Raw genomic sequence first — 19,145 nt, forward strand, 5'->3', positions numbered from 1 at the left:
GGCCAACTGTTTTGACTTGAAAGTGCGGTGTCGGTCAGTCGTCGATGATCAGGCTGGTGCCGGCGAGACCAGATGTCGATCAGGTCTGGGCGGTACTAGATTTGTTTGAGCCTGCGCTTGACGTCGCGGGTGATCTGGCCGAGGTCGGTTGTGGCGAGGTTGCCGATGTCGCGCTGACCAGCGACCAGATGCCCTATTGCGGGTTCAGGTCCGAGGGCATGGGCGACGGTGAGCCAGTCCTCGTGGTCGGCGATGAGCAGGAGCAGTAGGGACCGGAGTGCGAGACGACTTACTCAGGCACCTTGGCGTCGGAGCTGTCGTCGTGAGCCGGATGGCCAAGATCGGCGTCACGGTCAGCAATGCTGTCGAGCAGCCCGGGCCGCGGCAGGCCAACGGGCATCAACGGCGCACTCTGTGTCAGCATCAATGCCTGGTGAGGTTCAACGGCGCCTCGCGGGATGCGGCCTATTCGCGGACCGAAAGAGCTTGGCCTCCCGATCGTAGGACGCTGAACTGCGCAGACACTTCAGACATACGGGGCCTCCGGGGCCGTGGGCAGAGAAGCCCCGGCCTTTGGTCCGGGGCTTCGACTCTTTGGCGCTGGATAGCTGCTAACCGAAGGCTGCCGCGGGCAACTGAGGGCCTGCATCTTCTTCTCCGCGCGCGGCGGAGTCCGGCGCAGGGAGGCGGTGGCCGCGGCTTACGGCCACGCGGAGTGTGTCCCGCAAAGCTTCTGTGAGATCCCTCGCCAGGAGGCGAAGTTCCGCCGGCCCGGATTCCGCATCGGCGATTACCTCCATGGCGTGCTCCAGGAGCTCTTGGCCGACGTCGAGTTGGGCGGCTTCGGTGGTGTCGGCCAGGCGGGACAGGCGGCTGTCGTCGTCGTCAGTGCTCAGGTAGCAGGGCTTTCCATCGGGGCCGGACCACGGCAGGAGGCGGAGCTCGCTGTGGGCTTTCATCCTTCCGTCCTCATCTCTTCGATCGTGTGGTGAGTGGTGAAGAGCGCTTCGGCGCGGTCGCCGGGGAGGATCAGGCGAGCCGCCTCGATCACGCGGCCTGTGATGTCGACAGACACTCGCGTGATCGCGAGTACGGCCAGAGAGGTGCTGAGCCGGAGGGCGGAGGCCTCTTCTGGGGTGGGGAGTCGGGCGGCGACCACTTCTCGGGTTTCAGCCCGTCCGGGGCTTGGCCACCACGGCAGTTCGGTCGGTTCCAGGTCGCGCGGGACGTAGACGCGGGCCAGGCTGTGCGGCCTCTCTCCCTGGTGGGTGAGGCAGAGGAACTCCGTCAGCGGGGTGCGCGAGGGGACCTTGAGTAGGGAAATGAGGTCTCCGCGTGCTCGGAGGTTCGTGGTGCGGATCGTGACGTGGAGGTCTGCGTCCGGGGTGAGGCGGCTTTCGGTGTACGTGAGTCTGCGGAGAGGGCGACGGACGAAGTTGCCCCTGCCGTGGATCTTCTCGATCAGGCCCTCGGCCTGGAGGAGCGCGAGGGCGTTGCGCAGGGTCGGGGTGCTGACCTTGTAGTCCGCAGCGAGGCGGGGCTCTGAGGGGAGACGGGCGCCGGCCTTTAGATGGCCGGTGGTGATTTGATCCCGGAGGTCGGCGGCGATGGTCTGGCGTAGGGACGGCATGAGGGCGCTCACCACCTTCTGAGCACTCGTACGGCGATCAGCCGCGTACGGGTGTGCATGGTCAGGAGTTCGCCCGACTCGAAGAGGAGGCGTTTGGCTCCGCCGGGCAGTTGGCGGAGGTCGGCCACTCGGCACGGTTGGCCGCCGATCTGGATGACGTCGCCGCGCTGCACGGTGGCCGTGGTGATCTCGACCGGGGAAGCGAGTGCGCCGCTGGAGGGCAGGCCGTTCACGAGGCCGCCTCCGATGACGTAGTCGCGGAGTGGCAGAAGCAGGCGCACGCCTCGTAGACGACCGGGATGCCGATCGGCGCCGTCGTCGGGGAGGAGTGTGCGCACTCCTGGTGGGTGCCGATCCGGCATGCGCTGGACTCGTAGGGCGTGGCCAGCGCCGGGGGAACGCGGGTCATCCGTGGACCTCCGCCGGCACGAAGCAGGTGTGGGCGAGGAGGAAGTGCGGGACCGGCACCGAGCTCTGCCGAGTGAACTGCTCGCTGGCCAGGACGTACGGGCGGACGAGGGAGGTCTCTTCGCCCAGGAGGAAGTTTGTGCGGTCTCCGAGCTGCCGGAGGAACAGTGTCAGTTCCTCGGACGGCTTGGGGTGGGTGGGCGTCGGGCGCGTTGGTGTTAAGGCCTTGCCGTGTCGGGCCCTTGGAGCGTGCCGCTCCCTGGTGCGCCTGATGGCGTGACGGATACGGTTGAACATGCTGATCAGCTCCTATCGCTGATGGCCAGGTCCCCGGACATCGCCCGTCGCGGGGACCACTTTGTTCACGGCGGCCCAGAGTGTGCGGCCGCCCAGGCTGGTAGCCAGGAGACCGAATCGGTCCGCCGCGGCCACTACTTCCAGGACCTCCCGCCATGTCTCGGCGGGGAGGGATTCCGGTACCTCCGCTTCGATCGATGTGTGCCGGGGGTGCTCTTCCACGCGTGTGGCGAGTCCGACGGCGGCCAGCCGGGCGGCCAAGGCCTCCGCGCTTACCTCTGGAGCAGGCACAGGCAGCCTCCGTCACCGGCGATCACTTTGAGTGAAGCTAGTTAACTAGATTAGAGCTAGTGGACTAGATTTTCCATATGCCTGAGCAGCCGCCATACCTCCGCATCGCCGACGAACTGAGGCGGCGGATCGCGGAGCACGAGTGGACTCCTGGAGACCGGCTGCCCTCGCGGGCCCAGATCGGCCAGGAGTGCGGGGTGGGCGAGAACGTCGTCCGTCGCGCCCAGGAGCTGTTGATCTCCCAGGGTGTGCTGGAGGGGCGGGCCGGGTCCGGGACCTACGTGGCCGAGCCTCGGCAGCGGGTGCGGATGGTTCGGTCCGCGGCGCGCGAGCAGCCCGACGGGTCGCCGTTCCGGGCGGACATGAAGGCCGTGGGGGCGGACTGGCGGCTGGGAGAGCCGGACCGATGCCAAGGTGTCCGCGCCGGCGGAGATTGCTGCGCGGCTTGGGATCGGTGAGGGCGAGCTGTGTGTCCGGACCGTGTACGAGTTCCTTGCCGAGGGGCGGCCCGTGCAGCTGTCGACGAGCTGGGAGCCGTACGACCTCACTGGCGGGACCCTCGTCGTCCTTCCCGAGGGCGGGCCGCACGCCGGGGCCGGCGTTGTGAACCGGATGGCCGAGATCGGGGTCACGGTCAGCCATGCCGTCGAGCAGCCGGAGCCGCGGCAGGCGACCGCCGAGGAAGCGTCACTCCTCGGGATCCAGAAAGCTGCACTCGTCACGCACATCCGACGGACCTACTACAGCGATGAGGGGCGCCCCGTAGAGACGGCCGACATCGTCGTGCCTGCTGCGCTTTGCGAGATCGTGTACGAGATCCCGATCAAGAGGTAGCTCGCCTCAGTTCCGCAGGTCTGGCCAGCCGTCCCTGTTGGAGTAGCCCTCGAAGCAGTGCCGGGTGGAGCGGTCCCACTCCTCGCCGGTGGCTAGCTCGTACGCCTTGTCCGGCACGTACAGCAGCCATTCGCCGTCACGCTCGCTTGAGGTGTACGGAGCGAACTTCTCGACGTCGAAGAAGACGCTCTCCCACACAGTCTGCCCCGCCGCCACGACAGCGCAGCGCGCGTACAGGAACACGTCGGACGGCTGCGGGAACGGGCTGCCGAACCGGGCCGTCAGGTCGACCACCGGCAGAGTGCCGAACTTCTCCTGGTCCAGTCGATAGAGTGCCTCAGCATGTCGTTCTGCGAAGCCGACGATGTCGGGGACGGGACGGCGGCTCAGCTCTTCGGCGAGGCGCTGGCAGTTCGCGTGGGTGGCTTCGCCGTTCAGGGTGGCTATCAGTGCCCAGAAGTCGGCCCATGTCATTCTCACGGGCGCAGGATGTCAGGGCGGTCTGACATTCACGCTGCCAAAACACCAGGGAGCGCCCCGCCAACCTGTATGGGATCGTCTACGAGATTCCGATCAGCAGCCCTCTGTCGTGATGGTTCCCGTCCACCAGCCTGGTTCGCCGCTTGCCTCCCAGGAGATAGTCAGCGCTCGGCCGGCCAGTTCCTCGGCCTTGCCGTGTGCGGCTGTCTGGGCCTCGCCGGGTTCGCTGGCGGCGCCGGGCTGGGCGAGGTAGCCGTCGACGATGGCGCCGGAGAAGTACATGGCATAGCGCCACACGTCAGGCGTGCGGTACAGGACGAACGACGTCGGTGTCCCGAAGCCGTCCCGCCAGTGCTTTCGTCCGCGCTTCATGCCCGCACGGTAGCGCTGGAGCCCGGCGAGCCGCCCGTGTGTTTCGGCTCGGGTATCGTCCGGCCCCGTCGATCAGTCGGTAGTGAGGGTGACATGCATGATGAGCGGCACGACGAGCGGCTGTCCGATGAGGAGCTGGAGCTGTTCGTCCAGTATCTGCACCGGTTCGCGAACCACGACGTGGACATCTCCGTGCGGATGGAAGCCGGGGATCCCGAGCACCCCGTCTACGTGATGTTCGGCAGGGACTATCCCCCGGTCGGGGACGCCTCGGACCGTCGGCGGCCGTTCGCGGACCGGCGCCAGGTGACATCCAAATCTGACATCAACGACGGCGGATGAGAGCAGCTCTGCACGGCCCTGCCTGGTGTCCGCGAGCTGGGGTGGACCCTCGCCCACCGTGATCTGCACGAGCTTACAAAGCAGATGTCGGCGGTTCGAAACCGTCCGCGCACACCAAGGGAGAGCCCTCGACCGATCACGGTTGGGGGCTTTCCCATGCCGCGTGGGTGCCACATGCCATCCACGGTTGAGCTTGTCGAGGTCGACGTTCTGCCAGCGGAGGCCGACGACATCGAGGGCGGTGTGCAGGACGCGGTGCGACTTCTTGTTCGTGGCGGCGCGGTGAGAGGGAGTGGGGTCCGAGCTGAGAGTCCCGAGGCGTGAAAGGCCCCCGCTGCCCCGAGTGCGACCTGCGCGAGGAGGGTGGGAAGCGAGTTCGTTGTTCTCCGGTGGCGCTGGGGTGACCGCCCGGGCGAACCCTTGGAGTCTGTCCCTCTCCCAACCTGGTCCGCTGACATCCACCGTCGACAACAACGGGCCCTAATCGGCAGACAATGGCGGTATGACGTTGACGATTTGGGTCGATGGCTGGCAGATCCAGTGCTGCGGGGAGACCTTCGCGCCGGGGGATGTCGTCTCGTGGACGCTGCTGGAGGCTGATCCCGGGGACTTCGTGGACGTCGTCGGTGGCGAACGTGCGACTGGGATCGACTTCCGGGAGGACCATCACGTCCACGGCGACGACTGTCCACCCGCCTTATTGGAGGTGCTGACGATCGCCGAGGTGCACTGTCGTTACGCGGTGCCCATGGGCAGCAGGTCCGAGGACCACTACCCCGTTCCCGGCACTACCGTGCTGGTTCCGTCCGAGAAGGCGGATGGGTGGGCGAAGTCCCGGCCGGACGTTCGCTTCGCGGGCTACTTGGTGACTGCTCGGCGTGCCGGAGACGCGTCGGACGGTGCTGCTCCTCGTCCTGGTCGATGAGGGAGCCGGCGACAGGCTTTCGGGTTGGTTGCGGTACTGCAGCGCCGTACCGCAACCCCAGCAACCGACCTGGCCGACAGAGCCCCTCTGCGGCTCTCGGCGAGATTCTCCGTCAACCGGTAGCAGAGTTGGGTGTCGTCGGATCCGTGGGGCCGGGCGTGATGGTTCCCGTCCACCAGCCTGGTTCGTCGCTTGTCTCCCAGGAGATCGTCAGCGGTTGGCCGGTCAGTTCCTCGGCCTTGGCGTGTGCGGCTGTCTGAGCTTCGCCGGGTTCGCTGTCGGCGCTGGGTTCGGCGAGGTAGCCGTCGACGATGCCGCCGGAGAAGTACATGGCACAGCGCCATGCGTCAGGTGTGCGGTACAGAACGAACGTCCGCGGTGTCCCGAGTCCGTCCCGCCAGTGCTTTCGGCCCCTCTTCATGCCCGCACGGTAGCGGTGGCGTCCCACGCTCCGCCGGTGTGTTTCGGCTCGGCCGATCGGTCGTCCACCGGGGTGGCAGGCACGACGAGCCAGATGCCGGCGGTTCGAAACCGTCCGTCCCCGCAAGTGTCGTTCGTCAGGCGCCGGTGTGTTGCATGAGGCAGACGTACGCCCGTGGTACCTCGGGGTCGAGGCTGCTGTAGTCGAGGATCGCCGGGTAGGTCAGGCGGGTCCCGGGGTAGGCGGGGTTGCAGTCTTGGGGGGAATCGTAGAAGACGCTCGACTCGCCGTTCAGATGTACGGCTTGGCCGTCGACGGCACCCACGAGAGTGGCGCCGCACTGATAGCCGGGGGCGTTCAAGAGAAGTGCGCCGTTGCGGCCGGCTGCCGTTTCTTCGCCGGTCCAGGAGACGCAGAACACTGTGCCGGGATCGCCGCCGGTTTCCGGTTGGGAGACGAGGTGGACAAGCTGGGGGGAAGGGCGTGTGCCGCACAGTGTGTTGATGTCGGAGACGTACCACGGTGCGCCGTCTTCGCAGATTGCTTCCTTGGGTTCACAGCTTGGCTCGCCGTCGGGGAGTCTGTACGTGACGGGTAGGCATGTGGCCGACGCCTTGGGGCTTGGCTGAGCACTGGTTGGTGGTGTGGTTCCGGGAGGGCGGGCTTTCGTGTCGACCGGTTTCGTGTCGACCGGTTTCGCGTCGACTGTTGTCGTGTCGGTCGGATCGTGTCCGCGGAGGGCATAGCCGCCTCCCAGGGCCACGGCGAACGCGGTCACTCCGACGGCGGCCAAGAGGCCGGCGCGGTGTCTGAGCAGGCTGCGGCGGGCGAGTGTCCATGCGGGGTCGTCCTCGGTGGGCATGTCCCAGTGGGTGGCGACGAGGTTCCCGACGGTGGTGGGCGTGTCCGCATTCGGGGGTACGACGCTGGTTGTTTGGGTGGCCAGGAGTTCGGCGCATTTCTCGGCCAGCATCTCCGCTGCCGGGCGGTCGCCCGGGTCTTTGGCCAGCGCCGATGTCACCATCGCGAGCAAGTCATCCGGCACACCGGCGATATCGGGTTCGCCCGACATCACCCGGAACGCCACCACGTCAGGGGCTCCCGTGCCGAAAGGCAGGCGTCCTGTCGCGGCGTATGCGATCAGAGCTCCCCAGGCGAATACGTCGCCCTCGGCGCCCGCGGTGCCGGTTCGGTAGTACTCGGGGCTGATCCAGCCGGCGGTTCCCGTCATCACACCCGTGCGGGTCACCGAGGTGCCGTCCAGAGCGTGGGCGATACCGAAGTCGAGTACGCGGGGACCGGACGGCGCCAGGATCACGTTCGCCGGTTTGACGTCTCGGTGCACCACTCCCGCCGCGTGGATGGCCGCCAGGGCTGCTGCGGTGCCCGCCGCCAGGGCGTACAGAGGGGCACCGGTCAGTGGACCGGCTGTCGTGACGTGCTGACCGAGGGTGGGGCCAGGGACGTACTCGGTGGCCAGCCAGGGGTGGTCGGCGTCGGTGTCGGCTTCGAGCAGCGCCACCAGACACGGGCCGGAGACCCGCCGGGACAGCGCGACCTCTCGTTTGAACCGTGCGCGGAACTCGCCGTCGTCGGCCTGCGCCGGATGAATGAGCTTGAGCGCTACTCGGCGTCCCCCGGGGTGCAGAGCGGCATGGACGGTTCCCATCCCGCCTGCCCCGAGGCGGCCGACTATCCGGTACGGGCCTACGCGGCTCGGGTCGCCGGGGCGGGCGGGCTGGACACGCGTGAGCAACGAACCTCCAGGAGCTCAGGTCGGAACGAGGCAGACCGTAGCCGTCTCGGCCTGCTTTCCGGGCGCCTTTGGGTTTTCGCGGCCCGACCGTCGCGCGTTCCGCGTCGGTGGTTGCCAGGGCATTGTGGGTGGTCAGGAGCGGTGTGGTCGGATGGAGGGATGAGCACCCTGTACTTGTTCGCCAGTGCCGCCGAGCCCGTTTTCGAGGTCGCCCGTGTCATCGAGGACGCGCAGGCCGACGGGTGGGACGTCTGTCTTGGTCTCACCCCGACGGCGGCCCGTTGGCTAGCCGGGTCGCTCGATGGGCTGGCCGTGCTCACCGGGCATCCCGTGCGGTGGGACTACCGGCTGCCCGGTGAGCCGGATGTGTGGCCGGAGGCCTCGGCGATCCTTGTCGCGCCGGCCACCTTCAACACGGTCAACCAGTGGGCGCTCGGGATCACCGACAAGTTCGTCGTCGGTGTGGTTGCCGAGGGGATCGGCCAGCGGATTCCGACGGTGGCCGTGCCGTGTCTCAGCGCCGCCTACGCCCGGCATCCGCAGTTCGAGCGGTCCGTGGAGACCCTCCGGGGAGCCGGGGTCTACGTGTTGGACGGGGAGGGGGGTGGCGTCGCGCCGCATGGGCCCGCGCCGTTTCCCTGGCGGCTCGGTCTCGACGCCGTGCGTGAGTGGGGCGGGGTCTCCTTCGGCGGGAGTTGACGTGGACTCGTCCTTCCCGGTGTACTCCCGGCATGGCTGACGTGGGGGACGCGCCCGAAACAGGGGTGCCAGGTGGCGAGATGACGCCGCAGCGCTACATCGAGACCAGGCTCGCGCAGTACCAGGGGTGGTACGACACCAAGGCGACCCGGATGAAGGCGATGCATCTGCGGATGCGGACCGTCTCCGTCGTCGGCGGCGCGCTGGTACCGGTGTTCGTGAATCTGGACCTGGGGTTCGCTCGGGTCACCGCCACGGTCCTGAGCGTCGTGGTCGTCGCCGCCGTGTCCCTGGAGAGCGTCTACCGCTATCGCGAGCAGTGGAAGAACTACCGGTCCACCGAGCAGTTGCTCGGGCACGAGCGGGTCTATTTCGAGACCAAGGTCGGGCCCTACCACGACCTGGGCAAGCGTGAGGCGTTCTCCGTCCTCGTCTCCCGTGTCGAGAAGGCCATCGCCAACGAGAACTCCGCCACCCTGAACGTCATGACCCTCGGCGGGCAGGTCAACTCCGATGTGCAGCAGCACGGTGGTGGCGTGCCCGGCGCCCGGGAGGCGGCGGAGGGCTCCTGAGCCCGGGGGCCTCGGTGAGTCGGGGGAGCCGAGCCTGGGGCCCCGGTCGCGGGGCCCTCAGGGGTATCAGCTGTCGCGCCTCGTCAGCACCACTTGTAGTCCACCCGCGTCGAGTTGTACGCGCACGTGTCCACGGTCGAGCCGTTCGACTTGCGCAGCGTCGCCGTGTCCTTGTCGTTGTTCCAGACGTACGCCGCGCGGTTCTGGTAGATGTTCGCGGCGGTGTTCGTGCCCCGGCCCGTGCGGACCGTCACGATCTTGCCCGCGCCGAGCGGGAAGTTGCCGAAGGTGTACTTGTGGTTGGCCGCGTCCGTCAGCGTCCAGCCCCGCAGGTTGACCGCAGCGCCGGTCGTGTTGCGTATCTGGACGTACTCGGCGTTCAGGCTGCTGTTGGACCGGTTGTCCGTGCCCGGGCTGTCGTAATAGATCTTGTACAGGTGGACCGAGCCGGCCGCCTGCGCCTGCGAAGGCAGCAGCAGGATGCCGGAGGCGGCGGCCGCGGTGACGGCCGCGAGCGTGCGTACGCGAAGCATGAATGTCCCTCAGTTCTCTGCCGGGCGCCCGCCGATGGGGCCCGGCGAGCCCACAGAATACGCACGATCTTTACTGCTTCTGCACAAGTTCAGGCCAGTTGTCGGTAGCTCGGCCTAGACTCGGCTCATGGGCAGCGACTTGTTGCGGATCACCGTCCTCGGGTCCGCCACCCCCTTCCCCCGGCCCGGCAACGCCTGCTCCGGCTACCTCGTCGAGGGCGGCGGCGTCCGCCTGTGGGTGGACGCCGGGACCGGCACCCTCGCCGAGCTCCAGCGGCACGTGCCGCTCGGCGAGGTCGACGCCATCTGGATCTCCCACCTCCACGCCGACCACAGCGCCGATCTGCTCACCACCTACTACGCGCTGCTGTACGCGGGGCTCGACCTCCCGCTGCCCGTACCCCTCTTCGGCCCGCCCGGCATCGCCGATCGCCTCGCCGGCTTCCTGAGCGGCGGACCCGACCGCAGTCCCGTGGAAAAGGCCTTCGCCGTCGAGGAGTTGTACGACGGGCATGTCGTCCGCATCGGCGGGCTCACCCTTCGTTCGCGCGCCGTCGAGCATGGCGGTCCGCCCGCCTTCGCCCTGCGCGTGGAGGATGCGGGAGGGGCCTCCCTCGTGTACTCCGGGGACTGTGAGCCCTGTCCCTCCCTTGTCGAACTCGCCCTAGGTTGCGATCTGTTCGTCTGCGAGGCCGACGGCTGCGTGCCCGGGCATCACTCGGCCGCACAGGCCGGAAAGAGCGCCGCCGAAGCCCGTGCCGGCCGCCTCGTCGTGACCCACGTCGGGCCGGGGACCACTCCGGCGGACGCCGTCGCCCTGGCCGCCGCCGAGTTCCCCGGCGACGTCGTCCACGCCGACCCCGGACTGCGGTTCGACGCCGTCGTCACGCGTCGAAGTCGTACTCCAGGACGTACGACGACGAGTCCAGCGTCATCTCGTTGAGCTCCACCGCCATCCCGGGCCCCGTGAAGGCCGTACGTCCGATCAGGACCACCGGCGTCCCGAACTCCAGGGAGAGCCGGTCCGACTCGTCCGCCGTCGGCATCCGGCAGCGGATCTCCTCCCGGAACCGCACCGGCCGGTGCCCCAGCTCCGTGAGCCGCGCGTAGGTGCCGCCCGGACCCGTGTCCGGCTCGGCGATCGGCGTACCCCGTACCAGCTCGGCCGAGAGGTACGAGACCGAGAGCAGCACCGGCTTGGCATCGAGTACGAAGCGGCGGCTGCGGACACAGACCGGCGCCCCCGGCGCCAGGTTCAGCGCCCCCGCCACCCGGTCCCCGGCCTCCGTCTCGCCCACCTCGATCTGGTCCACGACCAGCTCCCGGTCCTCGTCGACGTCCGCAGACCAGACCGAGCGGCCGCTGCCCCACTGCTCCCCGGCGAGGCGCGGGATGCCCCGGCGCCGCAGCGGGCGGAAGACCCGGACGAAGACCCCGGCGCCCTTGCGCGCCTCGGTGAGCCCCTCCGTACGCAGCACGGACAGGGCCTGGCGAGCGGTCATGCGGGCCACGTCGTAGGTCGACATGAGGTCGTTCTCGCCGGGGAGCCGATCGCCCGGCGCGAAGGCGCCCGACCGGATCGCGGTTCTCAACTCGTCAGCGATGCGCTGGTACTTGGGCCGACGAGCGCTGTCCTGGTCAGTCACGGGTGGACCACTCCCTTCCATTGCGGGACACCCTACGGCGCGCTCCTCGGCCCAGGTGCACACCTGTACGCCGTCCCGCCCGGTCGATCCATCCATCGGGGGACATCTCTAGAGATACGTTGACAGGGCGGAGTCGCCGCGCTTCCCTGAGTGTCCCCATGCTTCAGGATTCGGGACGGAGGGGATGCGTGCAGCCAGTGCCCGAGGTCGGTGACCTCGTCCGCGACACCGCCACGGGGCGGGTCGGTTTCTATGTGCAGAGCGTCTCCGGGCGCTTTCTGATCCGCGCCGTCCACGGCGGCGGCGAGTGGGAGGCCGAGCCCGTCGACGTCCAGCCCGCCACGCCCCTGCACGAGCTGCGCGCCCGCACCGCCGAGATCAACGCACGGAGCAGACGCGGTCTCGGGGGTGGGTGAGGGCCGGCTCCGGGCGGTTGTCAGTGGGGCGCGCCACACTGGAGGCATGTGCCGAAGCATCAAGACGCTCCGCCCGCCCGCGCTGCCCGAGGAGGCGACCGAGGACGACATCCGCGCCGCCGCCCTGCAGTACGTCCGCAAGGTCTCCGGCTTCCACGCGCCCGCCGCCCACAACCGCGAGGTCTTCGAGCGGGCCGTGGACGAGATCGCCGACGCGACCGCGAGACTCCTCGACGGCCTGGAGGTACGCGGCTCGCACCCCGCCGCCGCCAGGACGCGGGAGCCGCAGCCCGTCTCGGTCGGGACTCGGTAGTCGCGGTCCGTCTCGGTGGGACGCGTTCCGTCGCGGTCGGGATGCGGTAGAGGTGGTCCGTCGCGGTCGGGATGCGGCCGTCGCTGCCGGGACGCGGTTGTCGCAGCGTGTCGTGGCTCGGTTCGTCGCGGTCAGGGCGCGGTCGTCCTCTGCCCGCCGCGGTCAGGGCATGGTCGCCCTCGGCTCTTCGCCGTCAGGACGTGGTCGTCCTCGGTCCTCCGCCGTCAGGACGTGGTCGTCCTCGGCCCTTCGCCGTCAGGACGTGGTCGTCCTCGGCCCTTCGCCGTCAGGACGCGGGTGCCGGAGCCGTAGCCGGACGGCGTATGAGGTACGCCGCGAGGCCGCCCGCGAGGAACAGGGCCAGGGTCGACACCCCCGCGCTGAACCAGGTCGCGCCCAGCCACTGGCCGCCCAGCCAGCCGAGCCCCACGCTGTACGAGGCCCAGGTCACGCCCGCCAGCGCCGACCACGGCAGGAACTCCTCGATCCGCCGCTTCGCCGCGCCCGCGCCCAGGGAGACCACGGAGCGGCCGGCCGGGGCGAAGCGCGCGAGCACGACGAGCAGTCCGCCGCCCCGGGCGAGTGCGGTGCCGAGACGTTCCTGCGCCAGGGAGAGGCGGCGTGATCGGGCGATCGCCCGGTCCAGCCTGGCCCCGCCCCGCAGGGCCAGGCGGTACGCGAGGAAGTCGCCGAGGGTCGAGGCGGTCGCCGCGCAGAGGAGCAGGGGGAGCAGCGACGGTACGCCGGAGGTGGCCCCGGTGGCCGTCGCCGCCGCCGTGGCGGCGGTGATCACCAGGAAGCCGCTCGGCAGCACGGGCAGGAAGACGTCGAGCAGGATCGACGTCGCCACCACCGGGTAGATCCACGGACCGGCGGTGAGCGACCGCAGCGAGCCCAGGCTGTCGAGCAGATTCACAGGGCCAGAGCCTACGCGGGGGTGAGGGGATCGCGGCCGGTGGGTGCCGGGGGAGGGGAGTGGGCCCGGGTGGGTGTTCGTGTGGGGGACATGGTGTCGAGGGGCGACCAGGTCCGCGGTTGTCGAGGACCAGTGCGGGGAGCGGCGGCCCGGCGCCGAGAAGGGCCGGAAACCGCGCTGCGGATTCCGGCCCCCTCCAGTAAGTGGCTCGTACGTCAGGCCGCGACCGGCGTGCCCCGCTCCTCGCGGGCCTTCGCGTCCGTGGCCTCGCCGGCGCCGAAGAGCCGGTCCAGGGCCAGCGCGCCCGGGCCCGTGAACACGAGCAGAGCGAAGGCCCAGCAGAACATGGCCGCGCCTTCACCGCCGTTCTGGATCGGGAAGAGCGACTCCGGCTGGTGGACCTTGAAGTACGCGTACGCCATCGAGCCCGAGGCGAGGAAGGCGGCGCTCCGGGTGCCGAGTCCTGCCAGGACCAGGATTCCCGCGGCGAGCTGGATGACCGCCGCGTACCAGCTCGGCCAGGTGCCTGCGGGCATCCCGGTGCCGCCGAGGAGGCCGAAGAGCGCGGAGGCGCCGTGGCAGGCGAAGAGCAGGCCGACGACGATGCGGAAGAGGCCGAGCGCGTAGGGCTGGGCCTGGTTCAGACGGGCCGTGAGGCTCGCGGGGGCGGAGCTCGGGGCCGAGCTCGGAGTGGAACTCGGGGTGGTGCCTGAGGTGGTGCTCTCAGCGGTCATGGGGGAGGGACTCCTTCGGCCTGGCCCTGTCCGTGGGGAACGGGGCGCGGGGGGACGAAAACCGATGAGGCCGTAAGGTTAGGCATCCCTCATTAGTGCTTGCAAGTTCAACATTCGGTCATCGGGGAGCGTGTGGCACGGCTCACTCCCCGACGACCGTCGCTGACGTGAACTCAGCAGTGCTTCAGTCGGCGGCGCTTCGGTCAGCAGCCGTTGAGGACAGACTGGAGCGCGCTCTTCTCGGCGGAGTCGACGCTGAGGTTCCAGTAGTACTTCACCTGCACCCAGGCCCTGACGTACGTGCAGCGGTAGGCCGTGCGCGAGGGCAGCCAGGTCGACGGGTCCTGGTCGCCCTTGGACTGGTTGACGTTGTCGGTGACGGCTATGAGCTGCGGCCGGGTGAGGTCGTTCGCGAAGGACTGGCGCTGGGAGGTGGTCCAGGAGTTCGCGCCCGAGCGCCAGGCCTCGGCGAGCGGGACCAGGTGGTCGATGTCGAGGTCGGAGGCGAGGGTCCAGGTGGCGCCGTCGTACTCGGAGTACCAGCTGCCGCTGGTCGCGGCGCAGTTGGAGTCGGTGACGACGTTCACGCCGTCGCGCTTGAGGACCGTCTCCCGCGTGTTGCAGGTGCCGGACTGGGTGATCCAGTGCGGGAAGAGGTCCCGGCTGTAACCCGTGGTGGAACCTTCCGCCTTGACCGTGAGGGCGGCCAGGTAGGTGCGGGCGGTCGCGGCGCTGACCGGGGTGGGCATCGCGGCCTGCGCGGCCGGGGCGGTGGCGAGGAGGCCGGTGACGGTGAGGGCGGCGGAGGTGGCGAGTACGGCGAGTCGACGCGCGTAGATCATGCCGACGGGCATGTGAACTCCCTGGAAGCGGGGGGACCTTGGCTGACTACGTCCCCGTGGGGTGCCGGGCGGTGGGCCCGGTCATCGTGGCGGCGCCAGGTTTCGGTGGGGGGTGCGCCAGGTAACAGAGTGGCGACATGGACACGTCACATCAAGGGGTGTGACGTGTCCTGATGGAGTGCCAGATTCCGCCCGCGGTCAGGGGGTCGGGGGCCCGGAAGCGCCTCGCGCGCGGCCGGAAGCTCCGGTCGCGCGCGAGGTGAGAAGGGGGAGGGGGAGGCTACGCCAGGACGGTCAGCGTGATCGATCCGTCGGCCGCGGGCTCCACCCGCAGCCGCGTGAGGTCGGCGACGTGCACGTCCGGCGCGAAGGCCGCCGCGCGCGGGCCCACGCCCACGACGCGCATGCCGGCCGCACGGCCCGCCTGGATGCCCGCCTCGGAGTCCTCGAAGACCACGCAGTCCGCCGGCTCGAAGCCCAGCGCCGCCGCGCCCTTGAGGAAGCCCTCGGGGTCCGGCTTGCTGGCACCGACCATCTCGGCCGTGACCCGGATCTCCGGCATCCGGAGCGCCGCCGCACCCATACGGGCCTGGGCCAGGCCCTCGTCCGCCGAGGTCACCAGGGCGTGCGGGAGGTCCGCGATCGCAGCCATGAAGGCGGGGGCTCCGGGGACGGGCACGACCCCGTCGAGGTCGGCGGTCTCCTCGGCCAGCATGACCCGGTTGTCGGCGTGGTTCTCCGCCATCGGGCGGTCCGGGAGGAGGACGGCCATCGTCGCGAACCCCTGGCGGCCGTGGACCACCTTGAGCACCTCGTCCGCGTCGAGACCCTGGCGGTCCGCCCAGCGGCGCCAGCAGCGCTCGACGACGGCGTCCGAGTTCACGAGGGTGCCGTCCATGTCGAGCAGGAGGGCGCGGGCGGTGAGCGTTGCCGGGGTGGTGGCAGGCATCGGGTCTCCAGAGGGGGTGGTGTGGAGAACGAAGTGGTCCCGCCCACCGGTCAGGGAGTGCGGGCGGGGCCACTTTGTTCTTCTACGATACAAAACCCGGGGTCGTCTTGGCCAACCGGTCCGCACTCCGGAATCCCGCGGCCCGCTGCTCTGCTGTCTTACGGAGGTCGTACGGAGGTCGTACGGAGGTCTAGAGCCAGGTGCTCCGCTCGAGGGCCTCGCGCGTGTTCGGGCCGTACACGCCCTTCGGGTCACCCTGGATGTACATCCAGGACTGGTAGTTCTTCACCGCGCGCCAGACCTCCTGGTCGTACTCCCCGTCCACGTCGCCGTGGTACGCCCCCGCGAGGGTCAGCCGCGCCTGGAGCTCGACGACCTCGTCGCCCGACGAGCCGAGGCTCAGCGTGGCCGCCGCCTCCTCGGTCGCCCGGGGCGGCTGCGAGGACGGCGTGGCCGTCTCCGCGGCGGTCGTCGGCGCCGCGGAGGGGGTGGCGGCCGGAGGGGCCGCGCTCGCGGTGGTACGGCTCGGGGAGGGCGTGGACGACGGCGACGCGGACGTGCGGTGCGGGGTCGGGGAGGAGGAGGTCGGCTCCGGCGTCTCGGAGGACGGGGACGGCGCCTCGGACACGGCGATGTTCAGGGACGCGCTCGTGGTCACCTCGGGCACGGCCGCCCGGTCGTCGGTCTCGTCCGCGCCGCCGAGGACGGCCGCCGCCAGGGCCGCGGTGCCCGCCACGGCGACGGCGGCCACCGCCGCGACCACGACGCCGCGCCTGCGACCCCGCGCCCGCTCGTGCCCGTACGCGGGCGGTACGTCGCCGACGCCGCGCAGCAGCAGCGGCATGGTCTCGGAGGGGTCGCCCGCGGGCGCGCCGGGGGGGACGTGCTCGGGGTACGCGTCCGGGCCGGGGCCGGAGGGGTACGTCTCCGGGTCGAAGTCGCCGGGGTACGTCTGCGCGCCGGAGCCGCCCGGGTGCGCGCCCGGATGGGGCGCCGTCGGGTACGCCTCCGACTCGGGGCCGCCGGCCGGGTGCGCGGCCGGCATCGGTGCCGTGAGGGCGCCCTCCGCGTGGATCGCCGCCAGCTGGGTGGTCGGCGGGTCCTCCGTGGAGTACGTCGGCATGTGCGCGGTCGCCTGGCCGTCCGTGGAGTACGGCGGCACGTGCGCGGTCGCCGGGTCCTCCATCGAGTACGCCGGTACGTGCGTGGCCGCCGGGTCCTCCATCGAGTACGCCGGTACGTGCGCGGTCGCCGCGTCCTCCGTCGAGTACGCCGGCAGAACCGTGGTCTGCTGCACGTCCGGCCCCGCCGCACCGGCCCCCGCCGCGCCGCCGGGCGCCATGCCGCCGCCCGTCACGCCGACACCCCCCGCCCCCGCCTCGTACGGCCCAGCAGGGCCCTCCGAGGCGTCCAGGGTCACGTAAGGCCTGATCCGCAGCGGGTCGAAGTCCTCGGCCGCCGCCATTTCCGCCGCCCGGGCGCAGGCGCAGCCAGGTCTGTGTACACCGCATTCAGGACAGACGTGTCCGGTCATGATGGGTCCCCTCCCCGATACCACTGCGAGCGATTATGCAGGCCGCGTCTGTACGGCGGGCGAACGGCCGTGCCCTTCCGCAGGCCATAACGGGACATTCCGATCAGGATGGAGGAGCCCGTCGCGGTACGAAGACCGGCACGAAGACGGACACGGAGACGGACACGGAGACGGAGACCCCATGGCGCAGGACACGCACCCGTCCCGGCCCCCCGACGCCGACGCCCCCGTGCCCGGCGAGGGGCAGAGCCGCCGCACCGTCCTCGTCGCGATCGGCGCGCTGCTGCTCGGCATGCTGCTCGCCGCGCTCGATCAGAACATCGTCTCCACCGCTCTGCCGACCATCGTCAGCGAGCTCGGCGGCCTGGAACACCTCTCCTGGGTGGTCACCGCGTACCTGCTCGCGTCGACGGCCGCCACCCCCCTCTGGGGCAAGCTCGGCGACCAGTACGGGCGCAAGAAGCTGTTCCAGGGCGCCATCGTCCTCTTCCTCGTCGGCTCCACCCTCTGCGGCATCGCCCAGAACATGCCGCAGCTCATCGCCTTCCGCGCCGTCCAGGGCCTCGGCGGCGGCGGCCTCATGGTCCTGTCCATGGCGATCGTCGGCGACCTCGTCTCGCCCCGGGAGCGCGGCAGGTACCAGGGCCTCTTCGGCGCCGTCTTCGGCGGCACCAGCGTCCTCGGCCCGCTGATCGGCGGGCTCTTCACCGAGCACCTCTCCTGGCGCTGGGTGTTCTACATCAACCTGCCGATCGGGATCGTCGCCCTCTTCGTGATCGCCACCGTGCTGCACATCCCGGCCCGCTCCACCCGGCACACGATCGACTACCTGGGCACCTTCCTCATCGCCGCGGTCGCCACCTGCCTGGTCCTGGTGGCCTCCCTCGGCGGCACGACCTGGGCGTGGGGCTCGCCGCAGATCATCGGGCTCGCCGTCCTCGGAGCCGTACTCCTGGTCTGGTTCCTGTACGCCGAGCGGCGCGCAGCGGAGCCCGTGCTGCCGCTCAAGCTGTTCCGGATCCGGACGTTCAGCCTCGTCTCGGTCATCAGCTTCGTCGTCGGCTTCGCGATGTTCGGCGCGATGACCTTCCTGCCGACCTTCCTCCAGGTGGTCCGGGGCGTCACGCCGACCATGTCCGGCGTCCACATGCTGCCCATGGTGCTCGGCGTCCTGATCACCTCGATCGCCTCCGGTCAGGTCGTCTCGCGCACCGGCCGCTGGAAGGCCTTCCCCATCGCCGGCACCGCCCTCACCTGTTTGGGCCTGCTCCTCCTCCACGGGCTGACGGAGACCAGCTCGACCTGGTCGATGAGCGTCTGCTTCTTCGTCTTCGGCGCCGGACTCGGCCTCGTCATCCAGGTCCTCGTCCTGGTCGTGCAGAACGCCGTCTCCCACCAGGACCTCGGCGTCGCCACCTCAGGAGTGACCTTCTTCCGCTCGATCGGAGCATCCTTCGGCGTCGCCGTCTTCGGCACGATCTTCACCAGCCGGCTCACCGACGAACTCGCCACGGCGTTCGCGGACGCCGGTACGGAACTCCCGCCCGGCGCCGGCCCCGGCCGGGTCGCCGCCGACCCGCGCGCCATCGCAGCGCTCCCGCCCGAGCTGCGGCCGTCCGTCCTCCACGCGTACGCCACGTCCATCACGGACGTCTTCCTGTACGCGGCGCCCGTCGTCCTCGTCGCCTTCGTCATCGCCTGCTTCCTGAAGGAGGACAGGCTGCGCGGCCCGGTCACCGCACCCGACGCCGGCCGGCCCTCCGCCGATCACGTCGGCCGCGCCCTGTCCCTCCTCGGATCCTGGGAGGGCCGCAAGGCGGTCTACGTGAGGATCACCGAGCGCGCCGGGCTCGACCTGCAGCCCGCCGCGAGCTGGCTGCTGCTGCGCGTCCGCCGCCACGGGACCGTCGAGCCCTCCCGGCTCGCCGAGGTCACCCCCGTACCCCTGCGGGTGATCACGGAGGCGTCCCGGCAGGTGGAGGAGCGGCGCCTGGTGGCGCGGGAGGGGGTCCAGCTGGTCCTCACCGAGGACGGCGTACGAGCAGCGGCGGTACTGGCCAGGGCCCGGGAGGAGTCGCTCGCCGAACTCCTCGGCGACTGGTGGCGACCCGACCGGCCCACCGACCTCGTGCAGCTGGCGGAGGAGCTGACGGCCGAGCTGTCCGGCCCGGACGGGGAGCGGCCCCACACACCGGAACCGCCCGGCGGCGACCACCACGCCTGAAACCGGCGGGG

Annotated in this window: 23 protein-coding genes and 3 pseudogenes; 10 read left to right on the forward strand and 16 right to left on the reverse strand. The window is 70.2% G+C overall.

Annotated elements, in window-relative coordinates; all coding sequences use genetic code 11:
• Positions 1-34: 34 nt before the first annotated feature.
• A pseudogene (locus AC07AW_RS09725) lies at positions 35-257 on the reverse strand (IS630 family transposase); the annotation flags it as partial.
• Between the two features lie 53 nt (positions 258-310).
• Between AC07AW_RS09725 and AC07AW_RS09730 the strand changes: the two are divergent.
• Positions 311-415: pseudogene (locus AC07AW_RS09730) on the forward strand (GntR family transcriptional regulator); the annotation flags it as partial.
• A gap of 540 nt (positions 416-955) precedes the next feature.
• Here the strand turns inward: AC07AW_RS09730 and AC07AW_RS09735 are convergent.
• From AC07AW_RS09735 to AC07AW_RS09750, 4 genes are all read right to left on the reverse strand, one after another.
• Complete coding sequence (locus AC07AW_RS09735; RefSeq protein WP_478814896.1) at positions 956-1,630, reverse strand: GntR family transcriptional regulator; 675 nt, start codon at positions 1,628-1,630, stop codon at positions 956-958.
• An 8-nt stretch (positions 1,631-1,638) separates the two neighbouring features.
• A complete protein-coding gene (locus AC07AW_RS09740) occupies positions 1,639-1,863 on the reverse strand; it encodes a hypothetical protein (protein WP_478814897.1) in 225 nt (74 codons plus the stop codon).
• The gene (locus tag AC07AW_RS09745) at positions 1,860-2,039 is read right to left on the reverse strand and encodes a hypothetical protein (RefSeq protein WP_478814898.1); all 180 of its coding nucleotides are present in this window, start codon (positions 2,037-2,039) and stop codon (positions 1,860-1,862) included. The genes AC07AW_RS09740 and AC07AW_RS09745 overlap by 4 nt, the downstream gene beginning before the upstream one ends.
• Positions 2,040-2,347: 308 nt before the next feature.
• On the reverse strand, positions 2,348-2,626 hold the full coding sequence (locus AC07AW_RS09750; protein ID WP_478814899.1) for a hypothetical protein: 279 nt from the start codon (positions 2,624-2,626) through the stop codon (positions 2,348-2,350).
• Between the two features lie 77 nt (positions 2,627-2,703).
• Between AC07AW_RS09750 and AC07AW_RS09755 the strand changes: the two are divergent.
• Positions 2,704-3,460: pseudogene (locus AC07AW_RS09755) on the forward strand (GntR family transcriptional regulator).
• A gap of 6 nt (positions 3,461-3,466) precedes the next feature.
• On the opposite strand, the gene AC07AW_RS09760 reads toward AC07AW_RS09755, so the two are convergent.
• On the reverse strand, positions 3,467-3,934 hold the full coding sequence (locus AC07AW_RS09760) for a DUF4240 domain-containing protein (protein WP_478815324.1): 468 nt from the start codon (positions 3,932-3,934) through the stop codon (positions 3,467-3,469).
• A gap of 99 nt (positions 3,935-4,033) precedes the next feature.
• Positions 4,034-4,312 (reverse strand): hypothetical protein, encoded by a 279-nt coding sequence (locus tag AC07AW_RS09765; RefSeq protein WP_478814900.1) that lies wholly within the window; start codon positions 4,310-4,312, stop codon positions 4,034-4,036.
• A gap of 93 nt (positions 4,313-4,405) precedes the next feature.
• On the opposite strand from AC07AW_RS09765, the gene AC07AW_RS09770 reads away from it, so the two are divergent.
• Both AC07AW_RS09770 and AC07AW_RS09775 read left to right on the forward strand, forming a co-directional pair.
• The gene (locus AC07AW_RS09770; RefSeq protein WP_478814901.1) at positions 4,406-4,654 is read left to right on the forward strand and encodes a hypothetical protein; all 249 of its coding nucleotides are present in this window, start codon (positions 4,406-4,408) and stop codon (positions 4,652-4,654) included.
• A 502-nt stretch (positions 4,655-5,156) separates the two neighbouring features.
• Positions 5,157-5,579, forward strand: a complete 423-nt coding sequence (locus tag AC07AW_RS09775) for a DUF6578 domain-containing protein (RefSeq protein WP_478814902.1) — start codon at positions 5,157-5,159, stop codon at positions 5,577-5,579.
• Between the two features lie 112 nt (positions 5,580-5,691).
• On the opposite strand, the gene AC07AW_RS09780 is transcribed toward AC07AW_RS09775, so the two are convergent.
• On the reverse strand, positions 5,692-5,910 hold the full coding sequence (locus tag AC07AW_RS09780) for a hypothetical protein (RefSeq protein ID WP_478814903.1): 219 nt from the start codon (positions 5,908-5,910) through the stop codon (positions 5,692-5,694).
• Between the two features lie 226 nt (positions 5,911-6,136).
• A complete protein-coding gene (locus tag AC07AW_RS09785) occupies positions 6,137-7,669 on the reverse strand; it encodes a serine/threonine-protein kinase (protein ID WP_478814904.1) in 1,533 nt (510 codons plus the stop codon).
• Between the two features lie 246 nt (positions 7,670-7,915).
• Here AC07AW_RS09785 and AC07AW_RS09790 point away from each other — a divergent pair, with 246 nt between their 5' ends.
• Entirely contained in the window at positions 7,916-8,455 is a 540-nt protein-coding gene (locus tag AC07AW_RS09790; protein WP_478814905.1) for a flavoprotein, read from the forward strand.
• Positions 8,456-8,535: 80 nt separating this feature from the next.
• On the forward strand, positions 8,536-9,027 hold the full coding sequence (locus tag AC07AW_RS09795) for a DUF4231 domain-containing protein (RefSeq protein ID WP_478814906.1): 492 nt from the start codon (positions 8,536-8,538) through the stop codon (positions 9,025-9,027).
• An 83-nt stretch (positions 9,028-9,110) separates the two neighbouring features.
• Here AC07AW_RS09795 and AC07AW_RS09800 read toward each other — a convergent pair whose 3' ends face one another.
• Complete coding sequence (locus tag AC07AW_RS09800; RefSeq protein ID WP_478814907.1) at positions 9,111-9,560, reverse strand: lamin tail domain-containing protein; 450 nt, start codon at positions 9,558-9,560, stop codon at positions 9,111-9,113.
• A 127-nt stretch (positions 9,561-9,687) separates the two neighbouring features.
• Between AC07AW_RS09800 and AC07AW_RS09805 the strand changes: the two genes are divergently transcribed.
• On the forward strand, positions 9,688-10,503 hold the full coding sequence (locus AC07AW_RS09805; protein WP_478814908.1) for an MBL fold metallo-hydrolase: 816 nt from the start codon (positions 9,688-9,690) through the stop codon (positions 10,501-10,503).
• On the opposite strand, the gene AC07AW_RS09810 is transcribed toward AC07AW_RS09805, so the two are convergent.
• Positions 10,445-11,206, reverse strand: a complete 762-nt coding sequence (locus tag AC07AW_RS09810) for a GntR family transcriptional regulator (RefSeq protein WP_478814909.1) — start codon at positions 11,204-11,206, stop codon at positions 10,445-10,447. The two genes, AC07AW_RS09805 and AC07AW_RS09810, sit on opposite strands and share 59 nt — an antisense overlap.
• 188 nt (positions 11,207-11,394) lie before the next feature.
• Between AC07AW_RS09810 and AC07AW_RS09815 the strand changes: the two genes are divergently transcribed.
• Both AC07AW_RS09815 and AC07AW_RS09820 read left to right on the forward strand, forming a co-directional pair.
• Entirely contained in the window at positions 11,395-11,622 is a 228-nt protein-coding gene (locus tag AC07AW_RS09815) for a hypothetical protein (protein ID WP_392152569.1), read from the forward strand.
• A 46-nt stretch (positions 11,623-11,668) separates the two neighbouring features.
• Positions 11,669-11,935: a DUF2277 domain-containing protein gene (locus AC07AW_RS09820; protein ID WP_478814910.1), complete on the forward strand. Its 267-nt coding sequence runs from the start codon at positions 11,669-11,671 to the stop codon at positions 11,933-11,935.
• A 286-nt stretch (positions 11,936-12,221) separates the two neighbouring features.
• Here the strand turns inward: AC07AW_RS09820 and AC07AW_RS09825 are convergent, their stop codons facing one another.
• From AC07AW_RS09825 to AC07AW_RS09845, 5 genes are all read right to left on the reverse strand, one after another.
• A complete protein-coding gene (locus tag AC07AW_RS09825) occupies positions 12,222-12,851 on the reverse strand; it encodes a DedA family protein (RefSeq protein ID WP_478814911.1) in 630 nt (209 codons plus the stop codon).
• Positions 12,852-13,066: 215 nt separating this feature from the next.
• Entirely contained in the window at positions 13,067-13,585 is a 519-nt protein-coding gene (locus AC07AW_RS09830; protein ID WP_478814912.1) for a DoxX family protein, read from the reverse strand.
• Positions 13,586-13,788: 203 nt separating this feature from the next.
• Positions 13,789-14,439: an HNH endonuclease family protein gene (locus AC07AW_RS09835; protein WP_478814913.1), complete on the reverse strand. Its 651-nt coding sequence runs from the start codon at positions 14,437-14,439 to the stop codon at positions 13,789-13,791.
• 268 nt (positions 14,440-14,707) lie between these two features.
• Entirely contained in the window at positions 14,708-15,376 is a 669-nt protein-coding gene (locus AC07AW_RS09840; protein ID WP_478814914.1) for an HAD-IA family hydrolase, read from the reverse strand.
• 190 nt (positions 15,377-15,566) lie between these two features.
• Positions 15,567-16,841 carry a peptidoglycan-binding domain-containing protein gene (locus AC07AW_RS09845; RefSeq protein ID WP_478814915.1) on the reverse strand — a complete coding sequence of 425 codons (1,275 nt, stop codon included), beginning with the start codon at positions 16,839-16,841 and terminating at the stop codon, positions 15,567-15,569.
• 250 nt (positions 16,842-17,091) lie between these two features.
• Here AC07AW_RS09845 and AC07AW_RS09850 point away from each other — a divergent pair, with 250 nt between their 5' ends.
• Positions 17,092-19,134, forward strand: coding sequence for an MDR family MFS transporter (locus AC07AW_RS09850; RefSeq protein WP_478814916.1), 2,043 nt, complete (start codon positions 17,092-17,094; stop codon positions 19,132-19,134).
• The last annotated feature ends 11 nt before the right edge of the window (positions 19,135-19,145 follow it).

The sequence above is a fragment of the Streptomyces sp. NPDC044003 genome, from assembly GCF_056435185.1.

Excerpts from the sequence above, each read along its gene's own strand:
- AC07AW_RS09795 (WP_478814906.1), top strand. The coding sequence starts at position 8,536 with ATGACGCCGCAGCGCTACATCGAGACCAGGCTCGCGCAGTACCAGGGG.
- AC07AW_RS09820 (WP_478814910.1), top strand. The coding sequence starts at position 11,669 with ATGTGCCGAAGCATCAAGACGCTCCGCCCGCCCGCGCTGCCCGAGGAG.
- AC07AW_RS09790 (WP_478814905.1), top strand. The coding sequence starts at position 7,916 with ATGAGCACCCTGTACTTGTTCGCCAGTGCCGCCGAGCCCGTTTTCGAG.
- AC07AW_RS09830 (WP_478814912.1), bottom strand. The coding sequence starts at position 13,585 with ATGACCGCTGAGAGCACCACCTCAGGCACCACCCCGAGTTCCACTCCG.
- AC07AW_RS09785 (WP_478814904.1), bottom strand. The coding sequence starts at position 7,669 with ATGGGAACCGTCCATGCCGCTCTGCACCCCGGGGGACGCCGAGTAGCG.
- AC07AW_RS09735 (WP_478814896.1), bottom strand. The coding sequence starts at position 1,630 with ATGCCGTCCCTACGCCAGACCATCGCCGCCGACCTCCGGGATCAAATC.
- AC07AW_RS09805 (WP_478814908.1), top strand. The coding sequence starts at position 9,688 with ATGGGCAGCGACTTGTTGCGGATCACCGTCCTCGGGTCCGCCACCCCC.
- AC07AW_RS09770 (WP_478814901.1), top strand. The coding sequence starts at position 4,406 with ATGCATGATGAGCGGCACGACGAGCGGCTGTCCGATGAGGAGCTGGAG.
- AC07AW_RS09850 (WP_478814916.1), top strand. The coding sequence starts at position 17,092 with ATGGCGCAGGACACGCACCCGTCCCGGCCCCCCGACGCCGACGCCCCC.
- AC07AW_RS09840 (WP_478814914.1), bottom strand. The coding sequence starts at position 15,376 with ATGCCTGCCACCACCCCGGCAACGCTCACCGCCCGCGCCCTCCTGCTC.
- AC07AW_RS09800 (WP_478814907.1), bottom strand. The coding sequence starts at position 9,560 with ATGCTTCGCGTACGCACGCTCGCGGCCGTCACCGCGGCCGCCGCCTCC.
- AC07AW_RS09765 (WP_478814900.1), bottom strand. The coding sequence starts at position 4,312 with ATGAAGCGCGGACGAAAGCACTGGCGGGACGGCTTCGGGACACCGACG.
- AC07AW_RS09780 (WP_478814903.1), bottom strand. The coding sequence starts at position 5,910 with ATGTACTTCTCCGGCGGCATCGTCGACGGCTACCTCGCCGAACCCAGC.
- AC07AW_RS09845 (WP_478814915.1), bottom strand. The coding sequence starts at position 16,841 with ATGGCGGCGGCCGAGGACTTCGACCCGCTGCGGATCAGGCCTTACGTG.
- AC07AW_RS09760 (WP_478815324.1), bottom strand. The coding sequence starts at position 3,934 with ATGACATGGGCCGACTTCTGGGCACTGATAGCCACCCTGAACGGCGAA.
- AC07AW_RS09745 (WP_478814898.1), bottom strand. The coding sequence starts at position 2,039 with ATGACCCGCGTTCCCCCGGCGCTGGCCACGCCCTACGAGTCCAGCGCA.
- AC07AW_RS09835 (WP_478814913.1), bottom strand. The coding sequence starts at position 14,439 with ATGCCCGTCGGCATGATCTACGCGCGTCGACTCGCCGTACTCGCCACC.
- AC07AW_RS09775 (WP_478814902.1), top strand. The coding sequence starts at position 5,157 with ATGACGTTGACGATTTGGGTCGATGGCTGGCAGATCCAGTGCTGCGGG.